The following is a 15,424-nucleotide window of genomic DNA, read 5'->3' on the forward strand; positions in this document are numbered from 1 at the left end:
TTTTTATATCTCAACATTCTATTTATAAACAATTGACCAACTACTATCGCTTTCATTATTCGGTTCAGCTTTAGGCTTCGCTTTATGGGTAAAGCTTTGCCAAGACTTCGTCGATTTACGTTCGGGTTTCATGCTTGAATCATAGCGCTCTACACGGTTACGGCCATTTTCTTTTGCCTGATACAGCGCAATATCCGCTTGCTTAATCAGTTCAGTTAAATTTTGCTTATGTGATTTAAGCTGTGAAACACCAATGGAAACGGTAAATTGGATCGGGTGATTTGCGACATTCAGCAATGATTGATTTTGAAGCGTTAAACGAATACGTTCCGCGATCAACATTGCATCCTGTATTTGCGTTTCAGACAGCAGCACAATAAATTCTTCGCCACCAAAACGAGCCAAGACATCTTTTTGGCGCATTTCTTTGCGGGTGGTTTCAGCGATACATTGCAGTACCTGATCACCAACATCATGACCGTAATTATCATTAATATGTTTAAAATGATCGACATCAAACATCAATAAGCAAGTACTTGCAGGCGTTGGCCATTCATGGATGCGATGCTCAGCCAACTGAACAAACTGACGACGGTTATATAACTGGGTGAGCTCATCTGTATGCGCTAGATTTTTCAGCGTATGCATATTCCAGTCATCAAGCAGGGTACGTAAAAAATGACGACGTGCATTGAGCGTATTGTTCCAACTCATATGCAGGCTGATCATCCAAACAGGAATAGACACCACCACAAAAATCAGTGCTTCTTGCCATGATAAAAGCTGACTCACCGCAAAATACACCAATAGCGAAATGAGGCCCGAACAATACAAGGCGGGCTTAAATTGTGTTTGTACGCAGACATTGGCAATTAAAATAAAGATCGACGCACCATAGATATAGGACGAGACCATTGGGCTATTTGAAGCCAGTAATAAGCCAATCCAAATCGCGGTGCTACAGACTGTCCCAATCGGTAAGATCATGTCGAGCACACGAATATCTTTTTTGTATTTAAACAGATAAAAGCTGACCAATAAGGCAGCAACAATCATGGCCACTCGAGAAAGACCTGACCAAAAGAACATGTCAGGGATAATAAAAATGTCAGCAAAAAAATAAAGAAGAAACGTAATCTGCGCCATGTAGTTTACTTGACGCAAATAAGGTAACTGATGGGCATACTGATGTTGTAGAAAATAGTTTCTAAACTGCGTAGGAATACGTGCAAAGGGATCTGCAATGGCTTGTTCAATCTCGGCACGATTGGCAAGATCACACTCAGAAAGTTTCAAAGTATGAGTATGATTTTTACGAACTTCCTGAGCAGACGAATTAGTCCGAGAACTCATTCGTACATCAACAGACATGTCCCTTCTCCATAAATGGCTTAGGACAAATTATGAACAAAAAACACACAAAAATATCTACCTGAAACTAGGGATTTTTCGAATGAATGATAAAAAATCGTCTGATGAATGTTACAAAATATATTATTAACTTGCTGTTTTATAAGTTGATATTTGATTGCGTCCTGCAGATTTTGCTTGGTAAAGTGCCTGATCAGCCATGCGAATGACACTTTGTAAATCTCGGTTTTTTTGACCAAATTCGGCAACACCAATTGAAACGGTAAATTTAAGTTTTTGTAGTGTATCAAGTTCTAAATAATCATCGGCTATTGCCCGTCGTAGACGTTCGGCAATATCTTGAGCCTGACGCAGGTGTGTCTGCGGTAAAAGAATTATAAATTCTTCACCGCCGAAGCGGGCAATGATGTCTTGGCTACGTAAGGTATGTCGGCACGTTTCTGCAATTTGTTGTAAAACATGATCACCAATATAGTGTCCAAATTGATCATTAATATTTTTAAATTTGTCGACATCAAAAATCAGTAATGAAAGCGGCTGTAACGGTTTGGACTGATGATGAATATGATAATTGGCAAGTTGAATAAATTGACGGCGATTGTTTAAGCCGGTCAGCACGTCGGTATGCGCCATAATATTGAGCGCTTCACGGTTCAACTGATCGAGTTTACTGTGTAAAAAAACAATTCTGGATTTTTGCGTTGAATTCCAACTGATATACAAACTAAATAACAACACGGGCGAATAGATCAAGATAAACAGTTGCAGTTGATGGATATTGCCAGAAACGGCGAAATACACCCCAATCAGCAAGATTAGACTGATACACAGAGAAATGAGAACAGCAGCTTTAAAGCGGATTTGCACACATAAATTGGCTAACACGATAAAAACCAAGGATGCATATAAATAAATCGGCACATCAGGGCTATTGGATAAATTGAGTAGACTAAACCACAGGGCAGAAGCGCCAACGATCGATAGGGGAAGCATCAAGTCAAAGAGTAAAATGCTCTTGCTATATGTATAAATGACCCATGTGATGCCCATCATCAGTAAGGTATAGGCCGTTTTTAAGCCTATCGCGAGCAAGCCCACATCGGGCAACATAAACCAATCCGCTATGGCATAAGAGAGATAGGCCAATTGTGCAACGATGTTGACTTGGAAAAAGAATTTAAAAAGTTGACGACGATGGTAGTGGAAAAATTCTTGACGAAATTGAGCAGGAACGCGAATAAAGGTTCCTTTCAAGGCATTTTGGATCAGTGCACGTGATTCTTTCTTATACTCATTGATCATGCAAAATTACCGACGGGTGAGCATGGTTTGTATGTAAATTTATGTAACTCAAATAATTCATATCATTTTTATTTAAAATTAAACACGTTATTTCAATGATTTGTGAATTATTTGGTATTGTTTGGTCAAAAATGAGTGTTAATTTGTGTTGCTTAAATTAACATTTCACGTGATTTGAATAAATAATTTTGCATTGGGTATTGTCTAAATAAGCATCAATAACTGTTATGCTGTATGTCATATTAGGCAACAAAAAAACGATTGTCCTATCTCTGTGATTCAGCGTATTAATGACAGCTGAAGAAGATTGAGTTAATGCAGATATAATGGAAAAAAATGCATAGCTCTAGCCGATAGTCCTTGCATCGGCTTAGCCAAATTTAGGGTAAGAATATGACCAATACCAATTACACAGAAATATCTCATTCCGACGATTGTGAAAAATACGTCAATCAGTTCATTCAAGAATTTCCACTGCGCCGTGCTGAAATTGGTCAAGGCACAGTGATTAAACGTGCTTTACCAAGTCGTCATAAACGGATGATTGGTGCATGGTGTTTCCTTGATCATGCCGGTCCAGTGCATTTTCCGCAAGGTGATGGCTTAGATGTCGGTCCACATCCACATATTGGTTTGCAAACGTTTACCTGGATGATTGATGGTACCATGATGCATACCGACAGTTTGGGCACACATCAGTTAATTCAGCCCAAACAAGTCAATCTCATGACAGCGGGTTATGGTATTTCGCATACTGAGGTTGCTCCAGAGTCTGAAACACAAATGCATGCTGCGCAGCTTTGGATTGCATTGCCAGATGACAAAATCAATATGGCGCCCCGGTTTGACCATTACCCAGAGTTGCCTGTGGTGACACAAGACGGGATTGAATTGACGGTATTGGTGGGTGAATTTTTACAGACTAAATCGCCGGTAAAAGTACATAGTGAATTATTGGGGGTCGATCTGCGTAGTTCGGAAAGTCAAAGTACCGTCCTGCCGCTCAATCCAAAATTTGAATATGGCTTTATGGCCCTCGAAGGGACTGCCAGTATCAATGGTCACGAGCTCAATGAAGACAATATGGTGGTACTTGAGCCGGGCTTGACCCAAGTCAAAATTGACCTACATGCAGGTGGCCGTGTTTTATTATTAGGAGGCGAACCTTTTGAATCACCGATTCTGCTGTGGTGGAATTTTGTGGGGCGCACACAAGAAGAATTGAATATTGCCCGTGAGCAGTGGATTAATCAGGACGAACGTTTTGGCTCTATTCCAGACTATGATGGTCCACGACTAGAAGCACCGGCTTTCCCTGATAAAATGCGTCCATCACGTTAACTTGAGAATAAAAATGAACAGCCGTACCCGTGGTGAACATGGTGCGGCATAACCAAGAGGGAGTCATTATGGGTATCGTCGCAACGGCAACAGTAAATACCTTAGAAGCACCGTGGTCAGGTGAAGTTCAGAGTGGAAAACATCAACTTATTACCGATAAGCCCGAATCATTTGGTGGCGGGGATTAAGGTTTAGCACCGTATGATTTACTGTGTGCCTCCTTAATTTCATGCACCATGATTACCTTGCGCATGTATGCAGCACATAAACAAATCCAATTGGGGGAGTTTAGTGTCGAGGCAGACTTTTGTGCGAACCGTGAAGGTGCTGAATGGGTTGAGCGACGCCTGCATTTTCAAACATCCTTGGATGCAGAATTAGAGCAAAAGATCTTGTCCATTTGTGAAAAAACTCCAGTGACAAAAACTTTATTGCGCAGTGTAGACATTAAAACCACTCTAGTTTAATTTAAAAGCAGGTCGCTGCTGTACTGTGCAAAATTTAGTTTTGATATAGCCCTAAGCAGTGATCTGACACTTTTTATGATTTAAGTACTTCAAAATAATAATGGCTTGCCAGAAATAAGAAAATTTTAGACTTCATATAGGAGATGAACCCATGCGGGTGCTACATCATCTAGAAAAATCTCGTTCATTTCGTATTTTATGGGCAATGCAGGAATTAGGACTGGATTATCAGGTTCAGTTTTATCTGCGCCAGCCAAATTTGTCTGCTCCCCCTGAGCTTAAAGTCATCCATCCTTTAGGAAAGTCGCCCATATTGCAGGATGATGGACTGGTCTTGGTAGAATCTGCAGCGATCTTGGAGTATTTACAAGAGAAGTACGATCGGCATGATTTTTTTGCAGCCAAGGCGGAACATTCAAAACAACAATATCGCTTTTGGATGCATTATGCCGAAGGTTCTCTAATGCCGTTGTTGGTGATGCAGTTGGTCATGAGCAATGTGCCACGCCATGTACCTTGGGTCATCAAACCCGTAGCTAATCGCATTTGTGATGGGGTCAAAAAAGGTTTTGTACGACCTCGCTTAAAAGAACATATCGAGTTTTTAGAAAACCATTTAGTGGAAAATGAATATTTTGCGGGACCGTTTAGCTTTGCGGATATTCAGATGACGTTTCCATTAGAAGCCGTCATGACCAGAACTCAAGGGCGATATCCACAAATTCAGGCTTTCTTACAACGGATGCAACAGCGTCCTGCATATCGCCGTGCCAAACAACAAGAAGAACAGTTGGAAGCACAGCAAGACCGGCAGGATGATTCTGCTTAGCTCACATGATACAAGCGTTCTTTAGGGAAGACGACTTTAAACAGCGAACCACGGTTTTCTTTGGACTCAATTTCAAGGTGTGCCTGATGTTGCATCAAAACGTGTTTCACGATGGCAAGACCTAAACCTGTTCCTCCCGTTTGGCGACTACGTGCGCTGTCCACACGGTAAAACCGTTCCGTTAAACGGGGTAAGTGTTTCGGGTCAATCCCGATACCCGTATCTTCAACGGTAAAATAACCATTCGTACCATCATCATGCCAACCAATGGTCACAGTACCGCCTTTCGGGGTGTATTTAATTGCATTGGTGATGAGGTTACTAAAGGCACTCGCCAATTCCATATCTGATCCGATCAGGTCACAGTGACTATCAATATCGAGATTCAGTGTATGTCCATAATCCACATTGTAAGCATGTGCATCGTCATATAGTTGGTTCATTAGGCTGGGCATTTCAATGATTTGATTTTTAGCAACTTTTTTATCATTTTCCAGACGAGATAATAATAACAAGTCATTAACCAAAGCATTCATACGGCGGGTTTGAGACTGCATTTGATCGAATGCGCGTTTCCAGCGTGGATTTAAATCTTCCTGATCGGTAAAGGTTTCGATATAACCACTTAAAACCGTGAGCGGTGTGCGTAACTCATGTGAAATATTATCGACAAAGTCTTTACGCATCTGCTCAAGGTTATGCATACGTGTGACGTCATAGGCCACCAATAAACGACTTTCGCGACCAAAACGGGTCAATTTGACTTGCACATAATGGTCTTCGAGCACTGATGATTTCATTTTCAAACCATCGGGGGCTAAATCGATATTGGTAAAGTATTCGATAAAACTGGGCTGTCTTAAAATGCTTAAAATATTGCGCCCTTGATCGAGCTGTTGAATCCCAAAAAGCTTTTCTGCGGCAGGGTTCCACCATTCGATTTGGTGTAATTCATCAATCAATACCACAGCTTCAGCAAGTGCCACCAAGGAAGATTGAGCGCGGTCGATCAGACCAACCATTTCAGCTTGTACAATGCGTTCTTGACGCTGCGCACGGTATACATTAAAGAGCAAAGCCCCCCAAATACCGTCTAAATTTGGCGGGACATCATAGGGACGGTTTGAAATCCATTCGTTGACCAAGTACAGCGAACGCATTTGCAATGCAAAGAACACTGCAAAGGCGATTAAGATGCAGATCCATAAGTACCCGATACCAAAGCCGATGAGTGCAGCAATGAGTAGGAAAAATGCCAGAAGTCTCAAATCCTGCTTGGCAAAAGTCCATAAACTGCTGTAACGGAATTTTTTATGTTCACTGGCAAGTTCAGGGACGGGATACGGTTCGTACATAGAAAATTAAAGACCTAAAATGACTAACCCATCACAGCGTCTGCACGGGTAGAGAAACGGTAACCTGTACCACGAACAGTTTGGACATAACGATCGGCTTGGAAAGGTTCAAGAACTTTACGCAAACGACGAATATGCACGTCAATGGTACGGTCCTCAATATACACGTTTCCACCCCAAACCTGATCTAATAATTGAGCACGGGTATAGGCACGTTCAGGATGAGTCATGAAGAAGGCCAGTAGACGATATTCAGTCGGTCCCATATCTAAAATGGTGTTACCAAAGCTGACACGTTGGCTGACTGGATCGAGGATTAAACCATTGGCATCAATGGTTTTTTCACCACCCAATGCATTTGAGCGACGCAGCACCGCTTTAATGCGTGACACCAACTCACGGGTGGAAAAGGGTTTGGTCATGTAGTCATCTGCGCCTGCGTCTAGACCTTGGACTTTATGGTCTTCTTCACCGCGAGCAGTGAGCATGATGACTGGAATTTCTGACAAATTTTCATCGCGTTTTAAACGACGACATAGGTCTACACCACTCACGCCACCAGGCATCATCCAATCTAATAAAATCAGTGCAGGACGCTGATCCACAATCATTTGGTGCGCTTGTTTGGCATCTTCAGCTTGCTGACATTGAAAACCAGCCATATCCAGTGAAGTATGGATCATTTCCCGAATCGGGAGTTCGTCGTCGACGATTAAAATATAGTCATCTTTCACAGCGCAATACCCTATTTTATGTAAACGGTAGACCGTTTTATATTTATGACAGGCTTATTACAAAGATTAATTATGACAGTATCATTGCAAAAATGATCTTTCATTGGGGTTTAGAAAGAAATTGTGACAATTTAAATCCTGAAATATTCAACAACATGGGCTTTGCATCATGCTGTTGTCACAAAAAAATCATTCAAAAAATTGTAAAGATCAATGTTGAGGACAAAATTTATTTCCTGGGTTTTTCATAAAAAGCATCCAACAAGGCCAAAAAGACCACGCTACATGACGATAAAACTTCATCAATCGGCTGTTTATAACCACTCATGACCCAGCGAATCGCGATTTGGGTGACATAACCATTGAGACCTGTTGCGACCATTGAAATTTCGCGTTCTGAACGATCAATATTTGGCATCATGAGCATGACAAAGGCATGAATCATACGGTCAAAGCGCATCATGGTTTCATGAATCGTGGCTTGGTTATGTAGCTCTTGTACCAACATGGCATCGATATAAATGATGCGCGCCATGCGAGGATTATTTTTTAAGGTTAACAATAGGGCGGTTAAACCTGCTTCAATCATTTTTTTAGAATCGGTTGATGCTTGCATGATGGCTTGCATCACGTTTTGTTGCAGTTCATCGATTAATTTTAAAAAGATGGTCTGGAACAGTTGCTCACTTTTCTTAAATGATTCGTAAAAATAGCGTTCGGTCAGCTTGGCTTCCAAACAAATATCTTTCACGGTCACGGAAAAAAAGCCATGTGTACCATAGGCTTCTATACCGGCTTCAATCAGTTTTTCACGTCGCGCTTGCTTACGTTCACTGAGAGAAAGCCCTTTAAATTGACGTTCCTTCACATTTTTTGCCTGTTGTTGTTCTGTGTGATTTGTTGCATCTGTCATGAAAATATACGCTGAACTAAAGCAGAATTTTGTCTTATTTTAGCAATAATTTCAGTTTAAACCTATGTTTAAGCATTGGCGATTTCAACAGCTTAGCACGTCCTAAGATGACATTGACAATATGTATTGTCAAAACTATATTAAGTCGACGAACTGCACACATTGGCAAATGAGATCACGCTGTGATAAAGCCAAGCGGCAGCATAAAGGAATAAGGAATCACAATGAAAAACTTCAAAAATAAAGTGGCTGCCATTACAGGTGCAGGTTCAGGTATTGGTCAGCAATTGGCTGTGCTTTTGGCTAAACAAGGCTGCCATCTGTCTTTAAGCGATGTGAATGAACAGGGGCTAGCGGCAACCGTTGAATTGGTGAAAGCTAGCAATGTACGTGTAACCACGCAAAAACTCGATGTGTCAGACCTTGCGGCAATGAAAGCATGGGCAGCACAGACCGTTAAAGATCATGGTTCGGTGAATATGATTTTTAACAATGCGGGTGTGGCATTGGGCACGACCGTTGAAGGGGCAAGCTACGAAGAGCTGGAGTGGATTGTTAATATTAACTTCTGGGGTGTGGTTTATGGCACCAAGGAGTTTTTACCGTATATTAAGCAAAGTGGTGAAGGTCATATCATCAATATTTCCAGCTTGTTTGGCTTAACGGCACAGCCAACACAGTCGGCATATAATGCCACTAAATTTGCAGTACGTGGCTTTACCGAATCTTTACGCCAAGAATTGGATATTGAAAACTGTGGCGTGAGTGCGCTATGTGTACATCCGGGCGGGATTCGTACCAATATTGCCAATGCCGCAAAAATGAATGATAGCCTGAAAAGTTTAGGCATGAACCCGCAAAAATCGGCACAGTCCTTTAATAAATTCTTGCGCTGTCCACCTGAAGAAGCGGCTCGTCAAATCATTGAAGCAGTACAAAAAGATAAGCGTCGTTTATTGATTGGTAATGATGCAAAAGCGATTGATTTAATTCAACGTTTGCTTCCGACGGGTTATCAAAAATTAACTGCCATGGCGACTAAATTTGGTCAATAAGCGGTAATTAAAATCAATTGAAAAGAGCCCACGTCAGTGGGTTTTTTTATGCTCTAGTAATATCAGAAGCGCAATTTGATCCAAATAAAAGAACGATACGCGGTAGTGTCATCCGCAATTGTTTGAGACAAGACGACTTTTAATCAAAAATGTTTTTGCGATCCTTTGAATCATTTGATGGTATTAAACGAGTTTTGTCGGTGAGGTGTATTGCACCGCAAGATGGTTTCCTTGCGAAGCACGCTTCTCATTTTGTCGAATGAGAAACAACGTTTCGTAAGAGTACCTCCAGCCGAAGGCTAATCCCGTTATTCAATCCCTAGATGTAAGACTCCATCGAATAGATTTAAAAATCATTTTAAAAATCCGAAATTACTTTTACAGGCGTAACATCAGTTATTAAAAGCCCAAAGCGTATTTCTTATTTCATAAAATGAGATATAAAAATGGAAATAACTGATGATTTGAAATAAGCAACTGTTGAATAACCAACAGTTTTTTGGCGTTAAAACCAACAGAATTTATCAGATTTAAATAATAAAACTTTAAAAAATAAATACTTAAAATGTTGGCACAGTTGTTGCCATATTAGAGTGAACAAAACTCACCACTGTATGGAACATTTATGAGTACTTTTACGCATCGATATCTTTCTGCTTTTCGTGTCCTACAACAGGCATGTTGTTGTGCTATGACACTCGCGATGATGCGCGCTTAAATTCTAAAAGCTGTCTTCGAGTTTCGGTCGTGCATAAGTTGAATAAAACCTACGACCACTCAGATTAATTTTTAAAAACCCACGCAGTACATTCACTTCATGCACCTTGCATGGGGTTGGGGGATTTTGCGCTTTGGGAAAAATGTTAGTGAAACCAAATCATGAAAAAAACCACATTAACCGTTGCGGTCGGACTGATTTTATCCGCAACCAGTCCGCTGAGTTTTGCATCGGATGAAGCACTTCAGCAAGAACTGAGCAGCTTAAAACAACAAATTGAGAGTTTGCAAAAACGCTTAAATGCAGTGGAATCTGGGACGACGAAAAGTAAAGTCGTAGAAACGGCCGCGGTGACGACAGACGATACGAGCAACGCCGCTGATGTTGAAGGTGAAACGCAGGTTGCAGAAGTGACCACAGCAACATCCGAAGATATCGACGGCTTACGTGCAGATATTGAAAACTATAAGTACGATCAGTCACGTCAATATGAACGTCAAACTACAAAATCGACTCGTGATACAACCCTGTATGGCACAGTTCAACTACGTGCCAGTGCGCTCGATGAAACGGGTCCGTTGGGTGCAACCAAATCGACATTTGATATTGGGACTGCGCTGATTGGTGTGCGCGGGAATTTATTCCGTGATTATAACGAAGGCAAAAACCTCGATTATCAATTGTCCTTTGGTTATGGCAAACGCAATGATGGCACCAATAACAGTAACTTTAACTTACTAGATGCCTTTGTTCGCTATAACGCTTTTGCCACCAATGCTGGCCCTGAAACTGCCAAACTGAACTTTACGCTCGGTCAGCAGTTATTGCCCTTTGGTCTAGATGTGCAGTCTCCTGAAGATTTGCGTCCAACCATTAGTACCGCTGCAGCTTCGACCTTTTTAGGACTGTTTAATCGTCAAAATGGATTCATTGTCCGTGGTGATGCCCAACCTTTTGTCGACTTTGCTTCGAACTACCGTGCGCCGCTATTTGAGTATGCTTTAGGGGTGACCAATGGGAACGCCAGCAATAAGGCAGATGACAACAACGGCAAAGATTATATCGGTCGTGTGGCTTTTACCTTGCCAGTGGACTACGCCAGCATTTTTCGTGAGTTGAAGTTTGGGGCCTCTTATATCAAAGGCGAATCGAAAATTTCAGCCGGCGGAATCACTGATAATGCTGCAAAACGCGATCGTTTGGGTTTCGATATTTATTATAACCATGCCCCATTTGGTGTGACCTATGAATATCTGCAAGGCAAGACCGATTATGTTGATACCGTAGCCCAAGACATCAAAGAAGCCAAAGCGGAAGGGCATACTTTTACCGCTTTCTACACCTTGGGTGATCAGTTCTACAACAGTATTAAATCCAACGCCAAATTTGATGATTTCTGGCCGAAGTCAGTCCAAGGTTATTACCGTTTTGACCGCTATAACCCGAATAAAAACAACGCAAGCTATCTCGATACCGCGAGCGGTCGTATTGGTGAATATGACATTCACTCTTTGGGTTTAAACCTATTTTTTGCGCAAACCACAAAATTCCAATTACAGCTGAATCACTATCTGTTTGATGTCGAAACGGCAAATCAAAAAGACACCAATGAGCTGCAAGCTCAGGTTCAGTACACCTTTTAATTCAAATATTTAAACCATTAAGGAACATTTAAAATGAAAATTATCTCTAAAAAAATCGCAGCCACATTCTTGGCACTTTCAGCACTTGGTTTAAGCGTTCAATTGCATGCTGCCAATCCCAAAGAAATTCGCATTTCAGTATCAGCTGCGGGTGAGGGGGGTAAACCCAAAGTGGGCGGTAGTTTTGTAGCTACAGCACATTTACGAGGTGTGCTCGAACAAGAATTTAAAAAAGATGGCATTAAGGTGAATTGGCTCTTTTTCCCAGGAGCAGGCCCTGCAACCAACGAAGCTTTAGCCAATGGCAAAGTGGACTTTGCATTGCATGGCGATTTGCCCTCATTGGTTGGACGTTCAACGGGATTAAAAACCAAAGTGTTGTTCTCGACAGGGCGTTTTGGTCCTACCTATGTGGTGGTGCCTGCCGGATCAAATGCTAAATCCTTTGCAGATCTAAAAGGCAAAAAATTCTCCGTCTTTAAAGGCACCAATGGTCAGATCGTCTTTAACCGTGTATTAGCAAAATACAATTTAACTGAGCGCGATTTACGAGTGATTTCGCAAGATGCCTATTCGGCGCGTACTGCGTTAGCGACAGGTGATATTGATGCCACGATTACTTCACCGTTTAGTTTGCAAGCGCGTGGTGTGGCGAAAACATTACTAGAAATTAAAGATCCCAAAGTTGCACCGATTGCGCACTTTTGGGTGACAGAAAGTTTTGAAAAACAATATCCAGAAGTGGTGCAACGTGTCGTGACGACGCTGATTAAACAAGCGCAGTGGAGTTCTCAAGAAGCTAATCGTAGTGCGCAATATAAACTTTGGGCACAAAGTGGCATTCCGTTGGTGGATTATCAAAAAACGTGGGATGGCTGGAATTTAAAGGACCGTACTACACCGCTACTAGACGAGTTCCATCGTTCACAAATTGACAGTGCTTTAAAAATTGCCAAAGACGCTCGCTTAATCCGTCGTGATGTAGATACCAAATCATGGTATGAGCCGAAGTATCTGAATAATGCCTTGAAAGAGCTGAAGTTAGAGGGTTACTGGCGCCAATTTAATGCTCAAGGTCAACCGAAGTAAGTCGCAGCCATGAGTCGTCCGATTGAAAGCAATGTAATTGCCAGTCCATTAACCACCAAATTTATGAGCAGTTTTGTGCTGCTTACGATTTTGGCTGGACTGGGTGTGGGTGTAGCACGGGTATTAATTTCCTTGTATGCCGTGCATTTAGAAGCCACCGAATTGCAATTGGGGCTAATTTCTGCAGCGCAAAATTTTGGCATTTTGATCATGGCATTGCCGATTGGCGTGTTGGTACAGCGCTTTGGGTCTTTGAAAATATTCTGCATCGGCAGTGTGTTGGGCGCTGTGGTCTATAGCTTAACGCCACTCAAAGCTGGTGCATGGTATCTCTTTGCAGTCACAGCCTTAGTAAGTTTTGTCTTACCCATGCGCTTTGTTTCGATCAATACCGTTTTTTTGAGCAACTTAAAACGTTTAGGTCCAGTCCGTGCGGGTTGGTTTCGCGGTTCGCACATGATGGGATATTTCCTGATTGCGCCTGCATTGAGCGTGTTGTTGGTCGAGCATTTCGGCTATGGCGGAAGTTTTTATGTGGTGTCTTTGCTTTTTTTAGGCACCTTGCTGTTGGCTCCGTGGTGCTTTCAACGTAGTACTCCGCAAGCGACGAATCGCCCGCATTTTCAATGGCGAGATATTGTGGCGCCTTTGGCACTCATCAAAACCCATGCCTCGCTGCGGATTGTTTGCATATTGGAATTTTTGAGCAGCGTGGCAAATAACTACTTTGGCTTTTTCATTGTGGTGATTGCTATCCAAAGTTTTGCACTTTCGGAGCCAATGGCGGTGATGCTGCTGACCGTACAAGGCATCGTCTTTGTGGGATCGCTATTTAGCATGGGCGGTTTGGCTGAGCTGATGGGTTATCAAAAGTTTTATTTGATTGGCCTAAGCCTGATGGCAACGGCATTACTGATTTTAGCCTTAACCAAAATCACGCTGTTGATGTGGCCTGCTTCGGTCATGTTTGGACTTGGACTCGGTATGTTGCATATCGCCAATTTTATGTCTTTCGCCCGAGTCGGTGAGCAAACCGCGATGGCTAAGATTTCTCCAATTTTAGCCCTCGTCGGACCTTCGGGTGGACTGTTGGGTGGCCTGATAGGCGCCGTATTTGGCGCACAGGTTGGACTACAAAATTTATTTTTACCGATCGGGCTGGTGTTTATTGGTCTGATTATTTTGATCAGCAAAGATCAGGAATTTATTCAATTTTTAAAACCTGATGTCTCAGAGCAGAGCGTAAAAGGACAAGAATTATGAGCCTTACGGATGTATCTGCACATTCGGTTCCCTTGCAAAGTGACCGAAGTGCGTTGGATTTTTTTAAGACCTATTTAAAACTAACTTTGCAAGTGGCGTGTGGACTCCTGATGCCAGTTTTGTTGTTCGGTCTATGGTATGTGGCAACACTTAAACAGTGGTTGCCTGAGCAGATTTTACCTGCACCGAGTCTGGTGTGGCAAAGCACAGTCGAATTATGGCAAAGCGGTGAATTGAGTTTTCATTTTGCCATTAGTGCCAAACGTATTTTATGGAGTGTCTTGCTTGGCGCCAGTGTCGGGATTTTGCTTGGCACAGTGTTGGGATTGGCAAAACGTAGTCGGGACTTTATTTTTCCGACGGTGAATCTTGTTGCGCAATTTCCCATAGTTGGCTGGATTCCATTATTGATGATTTTCTTGGGTATAGATGAAGCTTTAAAAATTGCAGCGATTTCTTTAGCGGTATTACCACCGCTGCTGATTGCAACTTATAAAGGTATTACTCATGTGCCGAATAGTTTGATGGAAGTGGCAGAGGTTTACCAATACAGCAATTGGCAGAAACTCAAAGAAGTGATTTTCCCAGCTGCACTACCCAGTGTGATCAGTGGTTTACGTCAAGGCATTATGCAGGCGTGGTTGGCATTGGTTTTTGTCGAGTTATTAGCAAGTAGTGAAGGAATTGGTTATCTCATGGTGTGGGGACGTCAGCTAATGCAGATGGACTTGATCTTCATGGCGATCATTCTGATTGGTATTACGGGCTATGTCTTAGATACCTTGCTGGCTTGGTTAGAAAAAACTGCGCGCTTTCACGCAACCCGAGTAGGAGGGAACTCATGAGCATTCTTTCATTACACGGGGCAGCGCGCCAAGTCTTAGTTAAAGCAGCAAAAGCACTCGTTCTACCTGTGGCATTTATCGCACTGTGGGCAGGAGCCTCACAGCAAAATTGGGTTGATCCAAAGTTGATTCCTAGTCCATGGCTCGTGCTGCAAAAAGCAGTAACCGTGCTCCAACAACCGAGCTTTTTGACAGGCTTTGGCGAAAGTTTGGCGCGAAATTTTATCGGCTATGGCATAGGTGCGATAGCGGGTGTGTTATTTGGCATCTTAATCGCGAGTTCACGCCTTTCGAATTGGTTATTTGCACCGAGCTTTCATGTATTGCGTCAAATTTCGCTGTTTGCATGGTTGCCACTAATTTCGACCTTTTTAGGCATAGGTATCTACACATTTTTTATAAATTGAATGCGATCTGAGCAATCGCATTCAGCTCATCAGACGAATACTCTGACAACAACTGAAGAGTGTTCAATAGTATTGAAAGCCCTGCCAGTATG

The 15,424-nt window shown here is 42.2% G+C and carries 13 protein-coding genes and 1 pseudogene; 9 read left to right on the forward strand and 5 right to left on the reverse strand.

Annotated elements, in window-relative coordinates:
- Positions 1-18: 18 nt before the first annotated feature.
- Complete coding sequence (locus tag FTU17_RS12620) at positions 19-1,353, reverse strand: GGDEF domain-containing protein (RefSeq protein ID WP_180135620.1); 1,335 nt, start codon at positions 1,351-1,353, stop codon at positions 19-21.
- Positions 1,354-1,497: 144 nt separating this feature from the next.
- Complete coding sequence (locus FTU17_RS12625) at positions 1,498-2,673, reverse strand: diguanylate cyclase (protein WP_180135613.1); 1,176 nt, start codon at positions 2,671-2,673, stop codon at positions 1,498-1,500.
- Between the two features lie 393 nt (positions 2,674-3,066).
- Here FTU17_RS12625 and FTU17_RS12630 point away from each other — a divergent pair, with 393 nt between their 5' ends.
- From FTU17_RS12630 to FTU17_RS12640, 3 genes and pseudogenes are all read left to right on the forward strand, one after another.
- Entirely contained in the window at positions 3,067-4,014 is a 948-nt protein-coding gene (locus FTU17_RS12630) for a pirin family protein (RefSeq protein WP_180135614.1), read from the forward strand.
- 68 nt (positions 4,015-4,082) lie between these two features.
- Positions 4,083-4,481, forward strand: a pseudogene (locus FTU17_RS12635) (OsmC family protein).
- A 151-nt stretch (positions 4,482-4,632) separates the two neighbouring features.
- The gene (locus tag FTU17_RS12640) at positions 4,633-5,310 is read left to right on the forward strand and encodes a glutathione S-transferase family protein (protein ID WP_180135615.1); all 678 of its coding nucleotides are present in this window, start codon (positions 4,633-4,635) and stop codon (positions 5,308-5,310) included.
- Here FTU17_RS12640 and phoR read toward each other — a convergent pair.
- The 3 genes from phoR to FTU17_RS12655 all read right to left on the reverse strand — a co-directional run bounded on the left by phoR (position 5,307) and on the right by FTU17_RS12655 (position 8,312).
- Entirely contained in the window at positions 5,307-6,665 is a 1,359-nt protein-coding gene (phoR, locus tag FTU17_RS12645; protein WP_180135616.1) for a phosphate regulon sensor histidine kinase PhoR, read from the reverse strand. The genes FTU17_RS12640 and phoR overlap by 4 nt on opposite strands.
- A 23-nt stretch (positions 6,666-6,688) precedes the next feature.
- Entirely contained in the window at positions 6,689-7,399 is a 711-nt protein-coding gene (gene phoB, locus FTU17_RS12650; RefSeq protein WP_078194048.1) for a phosphate regulon transcriptional regulator PhoB, read from the reverse strand.
- 229 nt (positions 7,400-7,628) lie between these two features.
- On the reverse strand, positions 7,629-8,312 hold the full coding sequence (locus FTU17_RS12655; protein WP_180010802.1) for a TetR/AcrR family transcriptional regulator: 684 nt from the start codon (positions 8,310-8,312) through the stop codon (positions 7,629-7,631).
- Positions 8,313-8,536: 224 nt separating this feature from the next.
- On the opposite strand from FTU17_RS12655, the gene FTU17_RS12660 reads away from it, so the two are divergent.
- The 6 genes from FTU17_RS12660 to FTU17_RS12685 all read left to right on the forward strand — a co-directional run bounded on the left by FTU17_RS12660 (position 8,537) and on the right by FTU17_RS12685 (position 15,332).
- Positions 8,537-9,367 (forward strand): SDR family oxidoreductase, encoded by an 831-nt coding sequence (locus FTU17_RS12660; protein WP_078194047.1) that lies wholly within the window; start codon positions 8,537-8,539, stop codon positions 9,365-9,367.
- Positions 9,368-10,246: 879 nt separating this feature from the next.
- Complete coding sequence (locus tag FTU17_RS12665) at positions 10,247-11,728, forward strand: carbohydrate porin (protein ID WP_180135617.1); 1,482 nt, start codon at positions 10,247-10,249, stop codon at positions 11,726-11,728.
- A 33-nt stretch (positions 11,729-11,761) separates the two neighbouring features.
- Positions 11,762-12,817, forward strand: a complete 1,056-nt coding sequence (locus tag FTU17_RS12670; protein ID WP_180135618.1) for an ABC transporter substrate-binding protein — start codon at positions 11,762-11,764, stop codon at positions 12,815-12,817.
- A gap of 9 nt (positions 12,818-12,826) precedes the next feature.
- The gene (locus FTU17_RS12675) at positions 12,827-14,080 is read left to right on the forward strand and encodes an MFS transporter (protein WP_180039784.1); all 1,254 of its coding nucleotides are present in this window, start codon (positions 12,827-12,829) and stop codon (positions 14,078-14,080) included.
- Positions 14,077-14,925, forward strand: coding sequence for an ABC transporter permease (locus FTU17_RS12680; protein WP_180010791.1), 849 nt, complete (start codon positions 14,077-14,079; stop codon positions 14,923-14,925). The genes FTU17_RS12675 and FTU17_RS12680 overlap by 4 nt, the downstream gene beginning before the upstream one ends.
- Positions 14,922-15,332, forward strand: a complete 411-nt coding sequence (locus FTU17_RS12685) for an ABC transporter permease (RefSeq protein ID WP_180135619.1) — start codon at positions 14,922-14,924, stop codon at positions 15,330-15,332. Before FTU17_RS12680 ends, FTU17_RS12685 begins: the two co-directional genes overlap by 4 nt.
- The last annotated feature ends 92 nt before the right edge of the window (positions 15,333-15,424 follow it).

Source organism: Acinetobacter sp. YH12070, assembly GCF_013419625.1.
GTDB lineage: Bacteria > Pseudomonadota > Gammaproteobacteria > Pseudomonadales > Moraxellaceae > Acinetobacter > Acinetobacter amyesii.